The sequence below is a fragment of the Neobacillus sp. FW104-15D2 genome, assembly GCF_058790155.1.
On sequence record NZ_JBYTCJ010000026.1, the window covers coordinates 24,319 to 43,473 of the forward strand.

Annotated in this window: 16 protein-coding genes; 2 read left to right on the plus strand and 14 right to left on the minus strand. The window is 38.2% G+C overall.

What is annotated here, in order from left to right:
• Together larC and larB are read right to left on the minus strand one after the other, a co-directional pair.
• Positions 1-292: nickel insertion protein (larC, locus tag AC3WR0_RS18690; RefSeq protein ID WP_492553734.1), on the minus strand; the 292-nt coding region annotated here is incomplete at its 3' end.
• On the minus strand, positions 289-1,053 hold the full coding sequence (larB, locus tag AC3WR0_RS18695) for a nickel pincer cofactor biosynthesis protein LarB (protein ID WP_492553735.1): 765 nt from the start codon (positions 1,051-1,053) through the stop codon (positions 289-291). The genes larB and larC, both read right to left, overlap by 4 nt.
• A gap of 431 nt (positions 1,054-1,484) precedes the next feature.
• Here larB and AC3WR0_RS18700 point away from each other — a divergent pair, with 431 nt between their 5' ends.
• The gene (locus AC3WR0_RS18700; RefSeq protein ID WP_492553736.1) at positions 1,485-2,216 is read left to right on the plus strand and encodes a hypothetical protein; all 732 of its coding nucleotides are present in this window, start codon (positions 1,485-1,487) and stop codon (positions 2,214-2,216) included.
• A 122-nt stretch (positions 2,217-2,338) separates the two neighbouring features.
• Here AC3WR0_RS18700 and AC3WR0_RS18705 read toward each other — a convergent pair whose 3' ends face one another.
• The 10 genes from AC3WR0_RS18705 to AC3WR0_RS18750 all read right to left on the minus strand — a co-directional run bounded on the left by AC3WR0_RS18705 (position 2,339) and on the right by AC3WR0_RS18750 (position 13,498).
• On the minus strand, positions 2,339-3,247 hold the full coding sequence (locus tag AC3WR0_RS18705; RefSeq protein WP_492553737.1) for an alpha/beta fold hydrolase: 909 nt from the start codon (positions 3,245-3,247) through the stop codon (positions 2,339-2,341).
• A 115-nt stretch (positions 3,248-3,362) separates the two neighbouring features.
• The gene (gene lipP1 / locus AC3WR0_RS18710; RefSeq protein WP_492553738.1) at positions 3,363-4,289 is read right to left on the minus strand and encodes a LipP1 family hormone-sensitive lipase; all 927 of its coding nucleotides are present in this window, start codon (positions 4,287-4,289) and stop codon (positions 3,363-3,365) included.
• 308 nt (positions 4,290-4,597) lie between these two features.
• On the minus strand, positions 4,598-6,097 hold the full coding sequence (locus AC3WR0_RS18715) for a nitrate/nitrite transporter (RefSeq protein WP_492553739.1): 1,500 nt from the start codon (positions 6,095-6,097) through the stop codon (positions 4,598-4,600).
• Positions 6,098-6,246: 149 nt separating this feature from the next.
• The gene (locus tag AC3WR0_RS18720; RefSeq protein ID WP_492553740.1) at positions 6,247-6,585 is read right to left on the minus strand and encodes a YolD-like family protein; all 339 of its coding nucleotides are present in this window, start codon (positions 6,583-6,585) and stop codon (positions 6,247-6,249) included.
• Positions 6,586-6,770: 185 nt separating this feature from the next.
• On the minus strand, positions 6,771-7,178 hold the full coding sequence (locus AC3WR0_RS18725; protein ID WP_492553741.1) for a hypothetical protein: 408 nt from the start codon (positions 7,176-7,178) through the stop codon (positions 6,771-6,773).
• Positions 7,179-7,482: 304 nt separating this feature from the next.
• Entirely contained in the window at positions 7,483-7,809 is a 327-nt protein-coding gene (locus AC3WR0_RS18730) for a PTS sugar transporter subunit IIA (protein WP_081679935.1), read from the minus strand.
• A 30-nt stretch (positions 7,810-7,839) separates the two neighbouring features.
• Positions 7,840-9,138 (minus strand): PTS sugar transporter subunit IIC, encoded by a 1,299-nt coding sequence (locus tag AC3WR0_RS18735; protein WP_492553742.1) that lies wholly within the window; start codon positions 9,136-9,138, stop codon positions 7,840-7,842.
• Between the two features lie 65 nt (positions 9,139-9,203).
• A complete protein-coding gene (locus tag AC3WR0_RS18740; protein WP_492553778.1) occupies positions 9,204-9,518 on the minus strand; it encodes a PTS sugar transporter subunit IIB in 315 nt (104 codons plus the stop codon).
• Positions 9,519-9,832: 314 nt separating this feature from the next.
• Positions 9,833-11,242: a glycoside hydrolase family 1 protein gene (locus AC3WR0_RS18745; protein ID WP_492553743.1), complete on the minus strand. Its 1,410-nt coding sequence runs from the start codon at positions 11,240-11,242 to the stop codon at positions 9,833-9,835.
• Positions 11,243-11,581: 339 nt separating this feature from the next.
• Entirely contained in the window at positions 11,582-13,498 is a 1,917-nt protein-coding gene (locus AC3WR0_RS18750; protein WP_492553744.1) for a BglG family transcription antiterminator, read from the minus strand.
• A gap of 554 nt (positions 13,499-14,052) precedes the next feature.
• On the opposite strand from AC3WR0_RS18750, the gene AC3WR0_RS18755 reads away from it, so the two are divergent.
• The gene (locus AC3WR0_RS18755; RefSeq protein WP_492553745.1) at positions 14,053-14,862 is read left to right on the plus strand and encodes a lytic transglycosylase domain-containing protein; all 810 of its coding nucleotides are present in this window, start codon (positions 14,053-14,055) and stop codon (positions 14,860-14,862) included.
• Positions 14,863-14,992: 130 nt separating this feature from the next.
• On the opposite strand, the gene cysI is transcribed toward AC3WR0_RS18755, so the two are convergent.
• Together cysI and AC3WR0_RS18765 are read right to left on the minus strand one after the other, a co-directional pair.
• Complete coding sequence (cysI, locus tag AC3WR0_RS18760) at positions 14,993-16,711, minus strand: assimilatory sulfite reductase (NADPH) hemoprotein subunit (RefSeq protein WP_492553746.1); 1,719 nt, start codon at positions 16,709-16,711, stop codon at positions 14,993-14,995.
• A gap of 24 nt (positions 16,712-16,735) precedes the next feature.
• On the minus strand, positions 16,736-18,547 hold the full coding sequence (locus AC3WR0_RS18765) for an assimilatory sulfite reductase (NADPH) flavoprotein subunit (RefSeq protein WP_492553747.1): 1,812 nt from the start codon (positions 18,545-18,547) through the stop codon (positions 16,736-16,738).
• Positions 18,548-19,155: the final 608 nt, after the last annotated feature.

Genomic DNA, 19,155 nt, shown 5'->3' on the forward strand with positions numbered 1-19,155 from the left:
CATGCTCATGTTGGTGGTCATGCTCATGTTGGTGGTCATGCTCATGTTGGTGGTCATGCTCATGTTGGTGGTCATGCTCATGTTGGTGGTCATGCGCTAACACTACATCAAATTTAGTACTTGTAATCCCATTTTTTACAACCTTTTTCAAAGACAATTCATATTCATCTTCAATATGAAGCTTTTTTAATTCTTTATCTAAAATGGCCGGATCTGCTCCAGCATCCAAGAGAGCACCGATAAACATATCTCCGCTAACCCCTGAAAAACAATCTATATAAAGTGTTTTCATCCTTTTTTGGCTCCTTTTTTCGCTATGTTATCAATCAGGACAGCGTTGTAAGCAGCACCAAATCCATTGTCTATATTCACCACACTAATACCTGAGGCGCATGAATTCAACATGGTCAGTAATGCTGACAGACCGTGGAAATTCGCACCATAACCAACGCTTGTCGGAACCGCAATGACAGGATGTGAGACGAGGCCACCTACAACACTCGGAAGAGCTCCTTCCATTCCTGCTACTACTACGGAGACTGTTGCCTGTTGAATTTGTTCGATATTATCAAATAAACGATGAATCCCAGCAACGCCTACATCATAAAACCGTCGAACTTCACTTCCTAATGCTTCAGCTGTAATGGCAGCTTCTTCTGCTACCTTTAGATCAGAGGTTCCAGCACAAACAATGGCAATGTAACCTTGATAAGGTTCCTCACTAGTTGTGTTAGCGCTCTCTTTCCAGAAGAGAATCTCTGCCGTGTTATTATAAATAAACTCCGGGTGCTCTAAAAGGATATAATCAGCTTTTTCTTTTGAAATTCTTGTCACTAATACATCATTATCTTTTGATCTGATTGCTTTAATAATAGAAAGGATTTGTTCTTTCGTTTTCCCTTCCCCATAAATTACTTCCGGGAACCCTTGACGATTCTTCCGGTGATGATCGACTTTTGCAAAACCTAAATTTTCATATGTAGCTAACTTTTCTTTCGCCTCTGAAACACTTAATTCGCCTCTTTGGACTTTCAATAAAATATCTTCCATCATAGTTTTCACACACCTTAAACGATCTGTGCCGTTACGCACCAATATCTTCTATTATTTTCTTTGGCTGGTTTAAAAATACTGTTAAATATTATTAGCAAACATTTGAATCATGTTAAATCTCATTATAGATATACCTAAAATTCATTCTCACTGTAATGTAATACCGCAATTCTTTTTCAGCCCCACAATTATAGAATATTTTTTCGTAAATTCATAGCGGTAGGTTCTTGTTTTTCGCTTTAGGCATACGCTTTACGCGAAGGGCTAATGGGAATATTGGGCTCTAGAAGGCCTCACTGCAAGGGTTAATTGACTATTCTTTTTCCATCTTATTAATAAATCCCTCATTGGACATTGATATGAAATTTTTCATTGCGAAGGTGGTAATCCCTGGTAAAATTAAGGAAACAGGTTCGAAGGTGGGTGAAGTTTTGAAGAAACTTATATTTTTCCCTTTAATCCTCCTATTTATTATTTTTACTGGTTGTACAATCAATAAAGAAAATGAAAGCCATTCTTCTTCAATGATAGTTAACGGTAAAACATTTCCTTATGATCAGAAATTAATAGAAGTTATAGATAAAACTCAATGGATTGATACGTTGGAACCGCCAACTGTGAAAACGGGTTTTCCTAAAAGAGAACCTCAATTGATCATAGAAGTGCCTAATAATAAAATTGAGAAATATACACTCTGGGATTCAGGCAGAAATTATTTAATAACTATTAGTAAAGGTAGAAAAAGCTACTGGTTAGCCCTTGAGAATGAAGAATATGTAAAAGCGAAAAAACAGACTGCTAAGTATAAGAAAAGTGAAGTGCCTTATCCTATATCAATTGATCTTGTAGCATCTGTTCTTGAAAAGAAATATCCTTATTCAAGTATCCATCCGATTCAAGGATTATTTCAAATTCCTGAATACGAACAAGAAAGACATTGTTTCTTGGAAGAAAAAGAGTGCGTAAATTTTTATCAGGGCAATACAAAGGAGGATGCTTTATTCATAAAAGAACAACTCGAAGCTAAATTCGCTTTAAAAGATATAGCTATTCCCCCTGCAATATATACGGTTAGAAATATAGTGATTATGTATATTCCTTACAATTCCAATAATTATGTTTTAGAAAAGGATCTATTAACAGCTATACAATCACTTGATTAGAACACGGTACATTTCACTCCAAAACCAAGTGATATCTCTTTTCCTTTTCATATTCGTCACCTGTCTTTTCTGCTTATTGTTAAAGATCAAAAAAGGAGAGTCCTCTAACTCTCCTTCAGGATTTATTTTAAAGGTTTATCTAATAAATAATTTATCACAACTTTGGAAAATAACTTACTTTCTTCATAGTGAGGTGTGTGTCCACTGTTATTAAAAATAAAGATCTTCCTGTACCTTGCATTCTTTTTAAACGCATCAATTTGTTTCTGGCAGGTAACAGGGTCATACTTCCCTAGTAAAAGTAACATGGGAGACTGGATTTCCTTTATTACTGGCAAAAGAGTTTCGTAGATTGCCCCTTCATCTCGTAAACGATCATAGTGGACTTCTGCATTATAATCGAAATTGTTCCATTCCTCCTGCGTATAAACCGAATAATCCGTTTGATTACTAAAATTATATGTGTAGATTTCCATTCTTTTTTCGCATAAATAATAGCTTAAGTCCAAATAACCTTCAACCAGTTCTTTCGTTGACCTGTTACTTTTTGCAAGAGACAGACACTCTTCACTTATGTTTTGAATATCGTATTTTTCTGCTATTTGAGCCGTCTTTTCCAATAGACTAATGGTTGTGAGCCTAAAGTCAAATGTCGGACCTTCAAATATAATCTTATTAACTGAAGAAGGATATTTATACGCATACTTTAAAGCTACATATCCGCCAAATGAATGACCGATTAAGGACCAGCGTTCAATGCCAAGAAGTTTCCTTAGTTCTTCGCAGTCCTCTATAATATCGTCCAATCCAAAAACATCATCATCTTCAATCAGTTCAGAACGGCTGACCCCTCTTTGGTCAATAGCTATTAATTTTACAAATTCAGATAAAGTTTTCGCTTGATGATAAGAAAAGTCATAACAACTTTCTCCAGGACCACCATGCAAATAGAGAACGGGGCATTTATTTTTCTCGCCATGTACTTCAACATATATTTCTTTGCCTCGTATTTCAATTAGCTTTCCATTCATTATTAGCCCCCCAAAATATTTAGTTATAAAACCATCTTATGGCAGTGGGCGGGCAAATAATGTTACTAAGTTGTAACGTTATAATTCATGTTCCTTTGCAAACGTAAATCGCCCCTTAATTTTTTAGAAAGGAACCAATAGATTCATATATTTCTTTTAGGTCCTCTTTTGAATCCATTAAACTGAAGAGGTTAAAAAATCCGTGGATAAGCCCTTCCTCTCTTTCCAATGTAATTTCTACACCTGAATTACGTAATTTTTCCGCATATACTTCACCCTCATCACGGAGTGGATCATATTCTGCCGTAATGATAAGGGCAGGAGGCAAACCACTTAAATCTGGTGCGTTTAAAGGGGTTGCATAAGGATGATTTCGCCACTCGCTGTTTTGAACATATAATTTACTGAACAATCCCATGGAGTCTGTGGTAAGAAAATACCCCTTTCCGTTTTCGATATAAGATTCATACTTTCCAGGCTGATAGGAATCGGTTACTGGGTAAAGGAGAACCTGCTTTGAAATCGATAAGCCACCTTTTTCTTTAGCCATTAAGCAAACAACCGCTGCTAAATTCCCGCCAGCACTGTCTCCGGCAACAGATAAGTTTGTTTTATCCCCGTTTAATTCGGAAGCATTCTCATATACCCACTTTGTGGCTGCAAAGCAATCATTAGGAGCTGCAGGAAAAGGATTCTCTGGTGCAAGACGATAATCTACGGCAACTACGATATGCTGGGATGCATTCACAATGCTTCGGCAAACAGCATCATGACTTTCAAGATCTCCATAAACAAATCCCCCACCATGAAAAAAGACAACTAAAGGAAATGGACCTTGTCCTTCAGGTGTATATATTCTAATAGATATCAGACTTTCTGGTCCCTGAATGCTGCGGTCTTCTACTTTATGAACAGGCTCCACTGTTCCTTTAACGGCGCTTGACCTTGAGCGGATATCCTCTAAAGTAGGAGAATAGCCTTCAGGATATACAGGTAACAGGTTTTCCAAAAAATACTTCATTTTAGGGTTTAAAACTGACATTTACAATGACCTCCATTTTTTTAACAACAAGAATACTGACCGTATAGTATTTTAATTAAAGATGACTTAATTTACTAAATATTATAATAATTAAAACTTAATTAAATGATATCAATTTAAGAGTAAAATTAAAATAGTTATTGTAACTTTCCAAGAGAGTTGTCACAGGTCTTATCCTTAGGATTTCTCCACCAGCTGCCTGTCAGCTACTGAGCGTCTTGGTACTTACTCAGGTTGAACTTTCACCAACTAGTCATTAACGATTTTGCTGGACACGCCAAAAAAAGAAAAAGGCCGAAGGATCACCTTCAGCCTTTTGATTCATTCATATCACTAAATAGCGCGAGATAGTATTTCACCTCGGCGGCATCATTTTTTACTTCACTTATTGTGAGCCATTCTAAATAGAGTTCCCCATTCTTTCGTTTGTTCCAAATCTCACCCTGCCAATAGCCATCTTTTAAAATGGATGCCCACATTTTTTCATAAAAGCTCTTATCATGTTTTCCTGACTGCAGGATGTTTGATGATTTTCCTACAGCTTCTTTCGCTTCATAACCGGTTACTCTGGTAAAAGCACCATTCACCTTTTGAATCACTCCACGGGTGTCAGTTACCATTAAGCTTTGCCCCACATTTTCAAGAATCTTTGTTTCAAGGCTTAATCTTTCGAGATAATACATCCAGACGATTATTACGAGACTCGCCAATGCAAACATAGCAAGCGACATAAATCCAATGGCATAATGCCCGGTAATACCGAAAACGATTGTCAGTACAAGGGGTGGGAAGAAACCACCCAAACCGCCCATAGCAGAAACGATCCCGTTAACAATACCCGCTTGTTTTGAAAAATAATATGGAACAAGCTTAAAAATGGTTCCATTGCCAACCCCCGCGCATAATGCAATGGTTAAACACCCAACTGTATAGAGATTTATAGTAGGTGAAAAAGAAAGCAGAACACCTGAAAATGTTAGTCCTCCAAAAACGAATAGTAAAATCACAAACGGATTAAACTTATCTGCGAGCCAGCCTCCGATTGGCCGTAAAAGGGTCGCCAGAGTAATGAAACCGGCTGTTCTTAATCCCGCATCTACTGGAGTTAAATTAAAATTAGATACTAAAAAGTTAGGTAGATAAACGGTAAAGGCAACAAAAGATCCAAAGGTAATAAAATAAAATAAGCTTAAAAACCAAAGCTTTTCATTCTTATAGACACTTTTGATCTGCCCCAATAATGGTTTATTGACTTTTGGTTCCATTCGGTCACCGAACAGGAAGTTTAATAAAGCAAACAAAATAACCGGAATCAAAAACAATCGTATAGTATTTTCCCAGCCAATATTATTAGCAATTACTGGTGCAGAAAAGGATGTTATGGCCGTTCCGATATTACCAGAACCATAGATTCCATTTACAAAACCATGCCGTTCTTTTGGATAATATTTAGGAATCGATGTGACACCTATGGAGAAAACGGCTCCCCCCATCCCAAGGAATAAACCACCAATAATTAAATCCATAAAGGAATCAGCAGTACTAAGATAAAATACAGGAAAAATCAAAATGATAAAGCTTATGAAAAAAATAATTCGTGCACCAAATCGGTTCGTCCAGTATCCTAGGAAAATTCTTAAGATGGAACCAAGAATGACCGGGACAGCGGTAACCAAAGCCACCTGGTTTGCGTTAAGATCAATATCCTGTTTAATTCTTGACATTAATGAAGAAATAAGAACCCAAACCATAAAACCGACAACCAAGCTTAGGGTTTGAAGAGGCAGTTGCCATTTCTGCAAACGCATTTGCATTTCTCCTTTCCATTTAGATAAAAAAGCAGTATTTTCGGTTACTTTTCCCGGTGGAAAAATTTCCATCTGCTCTGTTTCTATTTTTTACTAGGATATAATACCGACTGATATTAAAACTGTAACAAACCTCACATTTAAATAATTTATGTATTTACAAGAATTTCTGTAATATCAAAAAACCTTATTTTCACCATAAAATCTTCATTCGTCTCCAAATAAATAACCTTATTCCTTTCATCAAGCCTGTGTAAAAGTCCTTTATATTCATAAAAGAAACCATCCTCCCAAACCTTAATGGTCACCTTGCTGGCAAACTCCATTGCCAAAAGAAGCTTCTGTTCGATTTCCTCCAATTGATACTCATCTAAAAGGGGCTTTTCCACCTTTGAATCCTCAAGCCTGGCATCCCTTAACATCCTCAATTGGTCAGGCAGAAAAGAAGCAGGCTGCCATTTCATCTTTCCGCGGTCTCTTATCCCCATCGTAATCCTCCGTTCTGTCCTCAACTCTATTATAGAACATTAGTTCGTAAAAGATGCAAAAAAAAACCAGCTGACTAAAAAAGATGGTTTGGTTTTTATAAATTTTGTTACTTTTTGTGGCCTAAAAGTGAGGCACCTATATAAGGTGCCTGTCACTTTTAGCAGCTGGATGCTCTTAGAATTGTTTATCTAGAAGTACGACGTCTGGAAGTACGTCTTCTGGAAGTACGGCGTCTGGATGAGCGACGTCTGGAAGTACGACGTCTGGAAGTACGTCTTCTGGAAGTACGGCGTCTGGATGAACGACGTCTGGAAGTACGACGTCTGGAAGTACGACGTCTGGAAGTACGACGTCTGGATGAACGACGTCTGGAAGTACGCCTTCTAGATGTACGCCTGCTGGAGCGTCTGCTGGAGCGTCTGCTGGAAGTACGACGTCTGGATGTACGCCTTCTGGATGAACGTCTTCTGGATGAACGTCTGCTTAAAGGTCCCATTGAAAATGGGTCTGCAAACATAAATTCCCCTTCCCCAGCAATCAACAACTCATCCACTGCTCCTTGGATTTCTTGAGGTGCAATAGTTTGTAGCATAAAGTAACCTCCCTAAAGAATTTTAGAAAGGTATGAACAATGAATTCCATTCCTTTCTTACTTCATGGTACGCACTTCTTATAAAAGAGTTTGAGTAGTTTGTCTATTTTCCAAAAAATGTATTAATTGCTATAAGGGCTTTTTGTCATTATCAATTATAAGCAAAATTAGAATTTGAAAAGTTGTGGTGAAAATAAAAAGAAATCTTTTTGTGGCCAACATCTTCATAGATGGGGAAAAACGTTTTCAAGACAGTAAAAAGGATTATTACGAACCAAAGCTCGCAATAATCCTTTTTATTTATTCATTTGTTATCGATTCTTTTATACATTTCAATCATTTCTTTTACTAATTCAGACATGGTCTCAGCACTTAGCAGCTGATCCTCTGCATGCATGAAGATCATCGAAAATTCTACTTTTTCACCACTTGCTTCTTTCTGAATTAATGATGCATGGATTTTGTGGCCCTGTACAAAAAACTGTCTGGACTCTTTTATTTTTTCTTCTGCTAATGCATAATCTCCGTCTTTTGCTGCATACAGTGCTTCCATTACTAGGCTTTTTGCAGTTCCAACATTACTAATCATAGAAAATGCTATCATATTAATGTCTGTTATTTCTTCTATCATTTTAAACACACCTTTTTTCTGTATTTACTCTTAAGCAGACTTTTGAGTAGATAATTCATCTTGTTCTTTTTTATATGCCAAACGATCGACTGACTTAAAGAATGGATAGTAAATAGCTGCCGAAATGGCAATTTGTACAATGTTTAGCACTGCGCCTCTCCAACCGCTTACTAAGAAGCCCGCAATTACTGGAGGTGTAGTCCATGGAATATTTGTACCATTGGTATATGGAACCATTCCTGTTGACATTGCAAAATATGCGATTACTGCCATTACTAGTGGGACAATAATAAATGGAATCATCATTATAGGATTCAGTACGATTGGAAGACCAAAAATGATAGGTTCGTTAATTCCAAAGAATCCAGGCGCGATGGCCAGCTTTCCTAATGCCTTGTACTGACTTGATTTTGCGGTAAATAGAAGCAGAAGTGCCAAACCAAAAGTACTTCCGAAACCACCGATTTTCATGAAGTTTGAATAGAATTGATAGTTTACGATATGTGGCAATGCTTTTCCTGCTGCAAATGCAGCTGCGTTATCGGCTGTTAATGCTAACCAGATTGGCTGCATAATTCCGCCAACTACGTTGGATCCGTGAATACCAAAGCTCCATAGTACTGCTTCGAAAACTGTGACAATCAGAGTTGCTGGAAGTGTACTTCCCAAGCTTGTTAAAGGTACCTGCAGGTAATGGAAAATGAATGCCTGTACTGTATCAAAATGTGTAAATGAGAATGCAATACGAAGCAGATCAAAAACGATAATAACAATTAATCCAGGAATTAAAGCTGAGAACGATCTTGCCACATTAGCTGGAACTGATTCTGGCATTGTGATTTTCCAGCCCTTTTTATCAACAAAGCGAACGATTTCCACACTTAGTATCGCAACGATCATACCTAAGAATAAACCACTTGCACCCAGGTTTGATACCGGAATTCCAAAGCCGCCTTCTTTAAATTCCATTGTTGGTGTTAATAACAAGAAGGCAACAACTGCAGAAGTGATACATGCAATTGTATCTAATTTATAGGTTTTACCAAGGCTTCTTGCCATCGCAATAACCACATACAGGGTCATAATACTCATAGTTACATCAAAAGGGGCGGTAAAATAAGTTGCCCAGTTTTTGCCGAGGATTGATGCCATAAATTCTGGGTAGCCGTTTATTGGAAGATTGGCTAATAATAGGAATACAGATCCAATAATAAGCAGTGACATTACTCCAAAGAAACCATCTTTGATAGCTGTTATATATCTATTGCTATCAAGCTTAAATGCAATCGGAGCCATTTTGTCTTCTAAAAGTTCAATGAATTTTTGCATATGCTAAACCTCACTTTTTTTGGGGTAAGGTTTGGACGAATCCAAACCTTCTCATTTTCCGCTTATTACTTTTCCATTAGGTTTAAAGCCTGCTCTAAAACCTTTTCTCCGTTCATCATTCCGTAATACTGCATGTTGATCGCATCAATTGGAATATTTTTGTCTGCGAGCTTAGGAGCCAATTGCTTTTGCATAAATTTCACCTGAGGACCAAGCAATACTACATCAATTTCTTTGTTTTGAATGGTGTCATCAAATTCGGAAGCCGAGATGGCAAAAATGTCAGCTTCAATGTGTTTATCTTCAGCTGACTTTTTCATCTTGCTTACCATTAAACTTGTACTCATTCCTGCTGCGCAAACTAACATGATTGTTTTCATCATTATTTCCTCCAAAAATTTAATATTTAACTTGTAACCTTATTTTAAAATGAAAACGCTTTACATTGCAGAAAGACTTTTTCCGTTATCCAACGGAAAGTATTTATACAAGTTATTAATAGGTATAAAATTCTTCTCCCTGGAAACATATCTCCTGGTCCGATCTCCCTCTCTATTATTTAAAGGCTAGTTTCGTAAACATTTTGTTTAAAACCAAAACAGTTTCTTAAAAATTGCAGCATTCTCTTAGAAAAGGGTCTCTTATCAAAAACGAAAAAAGGTACCCCTGTTCCGGAGTACCTTAACGAGTAAACTTAAAGTTCTTCACCATTGGTTTTAATTAGGTTTTGATACCAATAAAAGCTCTTTTTCTTGATACGGCGCATATCTTTCAAATCAAATTCATCTCGATGGACATAAATAAATCCGTAACGTTTGCTAATTCCCTGGTGTGTACTTACAAGATCAATGGCAGACCAAGGGCAGTAACCCATTAGCTCTACCCCGTCAGTAATACCCAGCTGGGCTTGTTTCAAATGCTTTCTCAAATATTCAATGCGGTAATCATCATTTACCACATCTCCTTCTTCTAATTTATCAAAAGCACCAAGTCCATTTTCCGTAACAAGCAAAGGAAGATTATAGCGTTCATAGATTTCCCTCATTGTGGCACGGAAACCAACAGGATCAATCTCCCAGCCGAATTCTGTTTTTTCTAGATGCGGATTGGAATGGCCCTGATATACCCCTTCTTCGCCAATTTTCAGGTGTTCATCACCAGTATGATTGCCCTCTGCATTTCCTTCAGGACTTTTTTCTACTGTAAAGGTATTGTAGTAGTTAAAAGCGATAAAGTCAGGATTTTGATTAGCCAGAGTCTCCATATCCCCTTCATGGATTTCAGGTGTGTAGTTTTTTTCCTCTAAATAACTCAATACTGTAGCGTTATAACGCCCATGCACAGCAATATCAAGGTAAAGCCAGTTACGGATCGCATTAAAGTTTTGAGCAGCGAGTACATCCTCTGGATTTGAAGTAGCAGGATACACCAGCTGAATATTTGGAGCTGGAGCTACCTTTGCATTTGGAAGGATTTGATGGCAAAGCTTCATAGCTTTGGCCTGAGCCAGCAGCATGTGATGGTTTTGCTGATATAACTCTTTTTCAGGGTTTTCAATAGTAGGATCTACAGAACCTATTGCTTTTCCGTGTAAAATTAATGTATTTTGCTCATTTATGGTTAACCAGTAGTTTACCCGGTCTCCGTAAACCTCAAAAAGAGTTTTTGCATAGTTTTCAAATGCATCAATTGTTTCACGATTCGACCATCCGCCTTTTAATTCTAAAGCGTAAGGCAAGTCAAAGTGATACATGGTTACAACTGGTTCAATATTATATTTAATCAGTTCATTAATTAAATTATTGTAGAACTCTACTCCCTTTGCATTTATCTCTCCTGTGCCGTTTGGATAGATACGAGTCCAGGCGATAGAAAAACGATAGGCTTTAAAGCCCATTTCCGCCATTAAAGCTACGTCTGTTTTATAATGATGGTAATGGTCACTGGTTATTTTAAAATCTGTTACCTCTTCGGGATGTTTTCCCATATCCATAACAGACGGGCCTTTTCCGTCTTCATTCCAGGCACCTTCTACCTGATAAGCGGATGTAGACGCTCCCCAAAGGAAGTTTTCCGGAAATTTCTTTAATACAGAATATTTCATTCGTTATTCCTCCATCTCTATAACCCGATTTAGTTCAATTACAATTCAGGTTTTCTATCTTGCTCTTGTATCATCTTAAATTGAAAACGTTTTATATTGAAGAAACTATTTTTCCGTTAATCAACGGAAATTTCACCTTATATTAAAAAAAGACAATAGGACTCCCCTATCGTCTTGAATCGTATTTAGCCACACCGCCCTATACTGCGTAAGTGGTCTGACCACTATCAACACACTTATCTTATTAAATTTACTCTTACTAGAGTCAGATTTGATAAGAATATCACTAATCTACTTTTTTGTACTCCCGCTATGGAGCGTTATAAACCCAACATAATTTTAATTCAATAACTCTATTAACTCTACTGCTGATTCACTCTTCACGATTTTACGGACAGCGGACTTGTCCTCGATAATTGAAATCAGTTTTTGATACATTCTGTCTAAATCACCTTTTGGATCTTTACGGATATTTAATAAACAAACGAATTGGACCATTTCTTTGTTATTCCATTCAATTGGCCGTTTTAAAGTGCAAATTGTCCAGAAGGTTTCTTCTGTTTCAGGTACCATAGGATGCGGAACTGCAGTAAAGTTGCCAAAATTCGTAGGGGCTAATGATTCCCTTTCTAAAACAGATTTTACATAATCCTTCGAAACAAGTCCCTGTTTATATAATTCTTCACTTAGAAAACAAATGACGCTTTCCTTATCTTCAAAATCCATATGAATATAAATCCTAGATTTATCTAAATAGGCTGGCTGTTTGTCTTTTTTATTAGGAGAAAGGCATTCACGAATATTCTTGATATCCTCCTCACCAAGAAAAGTATTAACAACCTGGACCGGAACGCCCAATTCTTCTTTAATCGGGATGGTACTAATAATTAAATCAATGGAAGAAAAATCATATTCATTTAATTGATAATAGTTCGTTGATGCTACAATTTCGACTTCATCCTTCAATTGATTCTGCAAATGGTAGAATAATAGTTTTGCACTGCCTACTCCAGACGCACAAACAACCATAACCCGTTTTGCTTTTTGGCTCCTTTTCATCCGTTCTAAAGCAACGCCTACATGTAAAGCTATATAGGCGATTTCATGTTCTCCGACTTCTACAGATAAATACTGTTCAATACATTTACTTGCGATTGCAGCCCCTTCAAAAGCACTGGGATACTTTGTCTTAATTTCATTTAACAGCGGATTTCGAATGTTCATTTTGTATCTCAGCCTGTTCATGGCAGGACGAATATGCAAGGTTAAAGCTTGTATAAACTCGGTATCAGAGCTAAAATCCCAGTTTAGTTCATGGCGCAGTTTTTCCATCATACAATGAATGATGTTGCCCAGTTCGTCATATTCACTAAATTGATTCAAAGTTTGTTTATGAATCAATTTGGTTCCTAATAAATGGACAATGATGTAATCAATCTCTGATACGGGGAATGTCAAACCTAAAAAACTTTCTACTTCTTTTACAATCTCTTGAGCGACAATTTTCTCAAAAGGATATTTTTCAAAAAGATGTTGTTCAAAGTTCTCAATGACATAGCCTTCCTCAATCCTTTTGCATGCAATTGTGATATGGGTAGCTAAGTTCTCAAGGGCTATATCAGAAACCTCAATTTTGTAGTCATTTACTTTTTTAATGATAACTTCTTTTATTTTTCCGAACAAATTTTCATCGATTACCTGAAATGAACAGCTTTCAATGTTTGAATTGCCGTTGCGGCTCAAAATATAATTTGAAAAGCATAGCCTTTTCATATATTCGTCCCCTTCAACATGTGTTCCATAGTGGGGACGGGTTACTAATTTAAGCTGATATCTCTCTAATATAGATCTTACTATCTTTAAATCATTCTGTATTTTTGGTTTTGATACAAATACTTCATCCTCAAAACACTCTAATTTGATGGGATGTCTTCCTAATAAAAAACGTTTTAAAATATATAGTACCCGACTGTTTTGATCGGAGAAATCATTTTGATTTTCATCGGCTGTTTCTTTAATTAAAGGCTGGAATTCTTTATCAAATAAATCCTGGTCCTTAACCTCGATTTTATATCCCTTACCCCTGGCTGAGTCAATACATATACCAAAGGCTGCAGACTCTGTTTGGAGCTCTTTTATATCAGTACGAACAGTTCTGTCGCTTACGCCCAGTTTGTTGGCAATCCACTCCGCAGTTACGAGTTCCTTGTTTCCTATTAAAAAAAGTAAAATATCTTTTTGCCTTTTTGTAATCATCGAAATTTCTCCTTTCCTACTAGTCTGTCTGCCATTATTTTCAATTTTCTGAATCTGTTTAACATAAAAAAACCTAAATCACCATAAAGACAGAAAACTGCCGGGAATGGGATTTAGGTTTTGCCTGCTTAGAGTAACAATCCTAAACTAATTATTTGTTTATATTACTAAGGTTAGCATTCTTAAACTTGACTGTCAATGCGGTTTGGAAGCCCTTTTATTGCTAAATTGTGAATATTTTTTAACATAGTACGCATTAGAATTAAACCTATAGTAACAAATCCTAAACATCCCTCTTAAACCATATTAATATTCAGCAAACTTTTGGGGAAATTCTTTAGAAATATAAGAAACTATTTGTAATTAAACCGACAAAACTCCCGTCATTCTAAACATACTTCCCACGATACAATTAACCTGATTACATCCTGCCAAGCGAGGACTATGTCATGAAAAAACATCTTGTTTCCCTAAAAAAGTATATTATTTATTTGCTAAAGGTATGGATCTGGCCTTTTTCTCGGAAGGTATTCATTTTAATAGGAGTTATATCGGTGTTAGTATATGCAGCTGGAAAGATGAATTGGGAGCCTGCGGAAAATTGGGCGATTGACCAGTTAACCCGCCAGGAGCCCCTGGGAAGGCAGACTTACATGCCATTTCAGGGAAAGGTGGATATACCAGATACAAAAGCATATAAAAAAGAGAAACTTTTAATCTTTAAAACCAACATGAAAAGTACAGTTCAGTTGCTAGCTTTAAAGATTGGACTCCCCGGAAGTAAACAAAATGAAAAACTTACAAGTATCAGTGACGAAATAGCTAAAAACAGCAGGTTTAAGGACCTTTCTATCTATGAATTTAATACTATAGAGCCACCTGATACAAAAGCTGCTTTAACCGATTGGGATATCATTAAAGCCAATCTAAATGATGGATTTAGTGCTCTATTAGATATGGTGAATGTCAAGATTATGACGGAAGATGGAAAACCAATGATTGTTAAGGTTGTAGAAGAAAAGCCGATCTTTGTTGAATACGATTCATCTGATAAAGTAATGCGCTGGGGAAAGGAAATTCAAGCCGCTTCAATGAAATACGGCATCGATTCTGCTGTGATTGCAGCCGTTATCGAGCAGGAATCCGGCGGTAATCCAGATGCCCATAGTCCCGCAGGTGCAACAGGCTTAATGCAGTTAATGTCCAGAACCGCCCAAGGGCTGGGTGTTAACCCAGACGACCCCGCTCAGAATATTGATGGCGGAACAAAATATTTGGCTATACAGCTTCATCGGTTCGGAAACCTGGAAATGGCACTGGCCGCTTATAATGCCGGACCGGGCAATGTACTGAATTCTAGGTGAAACACAGAACTATATTCGCAATGTACCTGCTTTGGCGAATAAATATGATCGAAAATTTACTGAGTCTGAAAAAGCTGCTAAAACGAACAAAAAAGACAGGAAGTAGAAATCCTGTCTTTTTGCTTATCTATCAATTATGGAAGTTTGTACCGTCAGTTGTAGCTTCAATAATTCCCACTCGGACCACAAAGTCTCCGAAATGCTCGCCTTCCAGGCGCTCTGTGGCATAGCGAGGGAGAAGTACACGCAATTCGTTTAGAATTTCTTCCTCACCAATATTTTCACGATACATTTTGCTCAAACGGCTTCCGTCAAAGGCCGCTCCCAAATACATATTATATTTGCCAACTGCTTTTCCAATAAAGCCAATTTCAGCTAATGCATGGCGTGCACATCCGTTTGGACAGCCTGTCATACGTACTGTAATTTCTTCATTGCGCAATCCGCTCTCATCTGCGATTTCATCAATTTTATCAATAAGCTGCGGCAAATAACGCTCAGCTTCTGCAAAAGCCAATCCGCAAGTAGGAAGGGCTACGCAAGCCATTGAGTTTCGTCTTAGTGCAGAATATTGGCTTCCATCCGTTAAACCGAATTTTTCTACAAGCTCATTAATCTGCTTCTTTTTCTGGCTTGAAACATTGCCAATAATCAGGTTCTGATTGGCAGTAAGGCGGAAATCTCCTTTATGGACTTTGGCGATTTCTCTTAACGCTGTCTTCAGCTTGTAGCCATCAAAATCGGCAATACGTCCGCCTTCGACAAAAAGTGTTAAATGCCATTTTCCCTGAATTCCTTTTACCCATCCATAACGGTCGCCGTTATTTTCGAAATGGTAAGGTCTAGCTTCTTCTAGGCTCCATCCAAGGCGGTTCTCAAGCTCTGCCTTCACATTTTCCAGACCCAAACGGTCAACGGTATATTTGAAACGGGCATTTTTACGTACAGAACGGTTTCCGTAGTCACGCTGGATGGTAATGGTTTTTTCAGCAACTTCATAAAGCATATCTGGCTTAACAAAACCAATGATTTTGGCTAACTGCGGATATGTTGCTGTATCACCATGGGACATCCCCATTCCCCCGCCGATAGCAACGTTAAAACCAACGAGTTTGTCATCTTCAATAATCGCGATGAAACCTAGATCCTGTGAAAAAACATCAATATCATTTGACGGCGGTACGGCAATGCCGATTTTAAATTTACGAGGCAGATAAAGCGGGCCGTACATTGGCTCGACTTCTTCTACTTCCGGAGTACCGGCCACTTTCTCTTCATCCAGCCAAACTTCGTGATATGCACGAGTTCTTGGAAGCAGATCGTTGCTTAATTTTTTAGACCATTCATAAACTTCCGCATGAATTTCAGACTGATATGGATTAGAAGTGCACATTACATTACGGTTTACATCGCCGCAGGCTGCAATCGTATCCAGTAATGCTCCATGGATTTGCTGGATGGTGCTTTTCATGTTCCATTTTAGGATTCCGTGCATTTGGAAAGTTTCGCGGGTTGTAAGCTTCAAGGTGCCGTTTCCATAGTTATCAGCCAGCTCATCCATTACAAGCCATTGAGAAGGTGTTGCAACTCCTCCTGGCATTCGAACGCGCAGCATAAATTGGTAAGCAGGCTCGAGCTTCTGTTTTTCACGTTCATTACGGACATCGCGGTCATCCTGCAGATAGCTTCCGTGGTGTTTCATAAGTCGATTGTCGTCTTCAGGAATTCCGGCAGAGATCCGGTCCAGCATTACTTCCTTAAGAGTACCGCGTAAATAGTTACTTCGTTCTTTAATATCTTCAACATCACTCGGCTTGCCCTCTGGCGCTTTTAAAATTGGATTTACCATGTTCAGTACTCCCTTCTATTTGAATCAGTATACATCTCGCTGATAACGTTTTTGCTGCTGCATCTGAGCTAGATATTCTTTTGCCTGTTCTGTACTCAGTACGCCTTCTCTGGCGATTATATCGATCAAAGTATGGTGGACATCATGGGCCATTTTCTTTTCATCTCCGCAGATGTACACAACGGCACCCTCTTCCAGCCATTTAAACAATTCCTTGCTCTGTTCAAGCATTCTGTGCTGGACATAAACTTTTTCATCAGTATCGCGTGAAAACGCAACGTCCATCCTTGTCAAAACTCCATTTTTCAGCCATTTTTGCCATTCTGTCTGATAAAGGAAATCCGTTCTAAAGTGCTGATCACCGAAGAACATCCAGGACTTGCCTTCCGCACCTGTTTCCTCACGCTCCTGCATGAATGCCCGGAACGGTGCCACACCTGTACCAGGCCCTACCATGATAACTGGTGTTTCAGGATTTTCAGGAAGCTTAAAGTTATCGTTATTCTGAACATACACCGATACTGTATGACCTGGCTCTATATGGTCGGCAGCATAGATGGAGCAAACTCCATTCCGTTCGCGGCCGTGTGCCTGGTAGCGTACAGCTCCAATCGTTAAATGGACCTCTTCTGGGTTAGCATTTAAGCTGCTGGAAATCGAATACAGGCGAGCCGGTATTTTTCGAAGAATAGAGACAAACTGCTGAGGAGATTCTCCCCAATGTCCGAAATCCCTGACTAAATCTATTAAATCGCGACCATCCAGGTATCCTCTTAATTGCTCTTCATTCCCAGCCGCTACAAGCTTTTTCAAATCTTCATTATTTGATAGCTCCGCCACTTTTTGAAGCAGAGGCTTCGTTAACACCGTTATTTCATAGTAAGAAGTCAGCGCGTCCTTAAATGAACGCTCATCTCCCTGCTTGACAGTTACCGTTTCTTCCGGATTCCATTTCAATTCTTCTAGAAGAAGTGCAACTAATACAGAATCATTCTCAGGAAGAACTCCGAGGCTGTCTCCTGGCTTGTATTCAAGACCTGAGCCTTCAAGAGACAATTCAAGATGGCGTGTTTCTTTATTTGAGCCACGGCCATTTAGATTTAAATTCTCAAGAACCTCCGCTTTAAAAGGATTGGTACGGGAATAGACTGTTCCAGCTGTTTGAGGCACTGCAGGTGTTAAATCCTGTGCAGCGCTGCCACCTTGCGTTTCATTTAGGCTGCGAATGACTCCTTGAAGCCATTCAGCTGCAGGTTCATCATAATCAAGATCGCAGTCAAAACGTGGATAAAGTCTCGTTCCGCCAAGCTCTTCCAGCTTCTTATCGAATTCTTTTCCTGTTTGGCAGAAGAACTCATAAGAGCTGTCACCCAGAGCCAAAACAGAAAAGTTAAGATCCTCCAGCTTAGGGGCACGTCTGCCATGCAAAAACTCATGGAATACAAGTGCATTGTCAGGCGGATCGCCTTCTCCCTGTGTACTAACGATAATAAGGAGGTTATGAACCTTCTTTAGGTTATTTGGTTTAAAATCCTTCATGGAAGAAAGAGAAACTTGATACCCTTGGCCTTCTAATGCTTTAGCAGCATTCTTCGCAAGACCTTGAGCGTTCCCTGTTTGTGACCCGAACAAAACCGTTACTTCCTTAGAAACTGCCTGCCCGCTGTTTATTGATGGTTTGCTGCCCGCAATTGTGTCAACAGCTGTACCAGACTGAGAAGCGGCTAAATACCCGCTTAGCCAGAATCGTTGAGATTCTGTCAAGGTTGGCAGAAGACGGTTAAGGAGCTCTGCCTGCTCCTGATTAAACGGACTGTTTATTACCTGAAGTTGCAATGTGTCCACCTCACAAAAGAATTTAAACTTATCAAACGTCAATTTTAAATATGACGGATTCTAACAATCTTTTATAATCGTATTTCGTATATTAAATGAGATAATCTTATCTTAGTTTGACAATTCCTATAAGTCAAGTCGGTTTTAATAAAGACATGCCCTTATAATGACGTATCCATTACTCGAAACTTTTCTAATTTGACTTTACCTAAACGAGAAGCATTAGTAAAATACATATTAATTATCGTAACTATTAAGATTCTTAATAATAACGGTTGAATCCCGTTCATTCTAATTCTAAGGCTCTGTTAAACTTGCCGGTAAATTTCCTCTCTCGGCTCCCGCCACGCTTGCCTTCCCGCCGATTCAACATCAAGCAAAATCATCAATGATCTTAAACTCAGATAATTTTAAAACTATTGCTGCTATCTTGAGGATAAACTCCACTCATAATCTCGCATGAAAGCTCTTAATATCCCCTATTGTGAACAAACTGACTCTATTGTAGTTAAGATATGTTCTCAATGTCCTTTTTCCTTCTCATATAAATTGCTAATCGCCACTTGCAGTTGTTATGATTTTATTAGAATAAGAGGAAAGGGTGAAAT

Excerpts from the sequence above, each read along its gene's own strand:
- larB (WP_492553735.1), bottom strand. The coding sequence starts at position 1,053 with ATGATGGAAGATATTTTATTGAAAGTCCAAAGAGGCGAATTAAGTGTT.
- AC3WR0_RS18705 (WP_492553737.1), bottom strand. The coding sequence starts at position 3,247 with ATGAATGGAAAGCTAATTGAAATACGAGGCAAAGAAATATATGTTGAA.
- lipP1 (WP_492553738.1), bottom strand. The coding sequence starts at position 4,289 with ATGTCAGTTTTAAACCCTAAAATGAAGTATTTTTTGGAAAACCTGTTA.
- AC3WR0_RS18715 (WP_492553739.1), bottom strand. The coding sequence starts at position 6,097 with ATGCGTTTGCAGAAATGGCAACTGCCTCTTCAAACCCTAAGCTTGGTT.
- AC3WR0_RS18720 (WP_492553740.1), bottom strand. The coding sequence starts at position 6,585 with ATGGGGATAAGAGACCGCGGAAAGATGAAATGGCAGCCTGCTTCTTTT.
- AC3WR0_RS18725 (WP_492553741.1), bottom strand. The coding sequence starts at position 7,178 with ATGCTACAAACTATTGCACCTCAAGAAATCCAAGGAGCAGTGGATGAG.
- AC3WR0_RS18730 (WP_081679935.1), bottom strand. The coding sequence starts at position 7,809 with ATGATAGAAGAAATAACAGACATTAATATGATAGCATTTTCTATGATT.
- AC3WR0_RS18735 (WP_492553742.1), bottom strand. The coding sequence starts at position 9,138 with ATGCAAAAATTCATTGAACTTTTAGAAGACAAAATGGCTCCGATTGCA.
- AC3WR0_RS18740 (WP_492553778.1), bottom strand. The coding sequence starts at position 9,518 with ATGAAAACAATCATGTTAGTTTGCGCAGCAGGAATGAGTACAAGTTTA.
- AC3WR0_RS18745 (WP_492553743.1), bottom strand. The coding sequence starts at position 11,242 with ATGAAATATTCTGTATTAAAGAAATTTCCGGAAAACTTCCTTTGGGGA.
- AC3WR0_RS18750 (WP_492553744.1), bottom strand. The coding sequence starts at position 13,498 with ATGATTACAAAAAGGCAAAAAGATATTTTACTTTTTTTAATAGGAAAC.
- cysI (WP_492553746.1), bottom strand. The coding sequence starts at position 16,711 with ATGGTAAATCCAATTTTAAAAGCGCCAGAGGGCAAGCCGAGTGATGTT.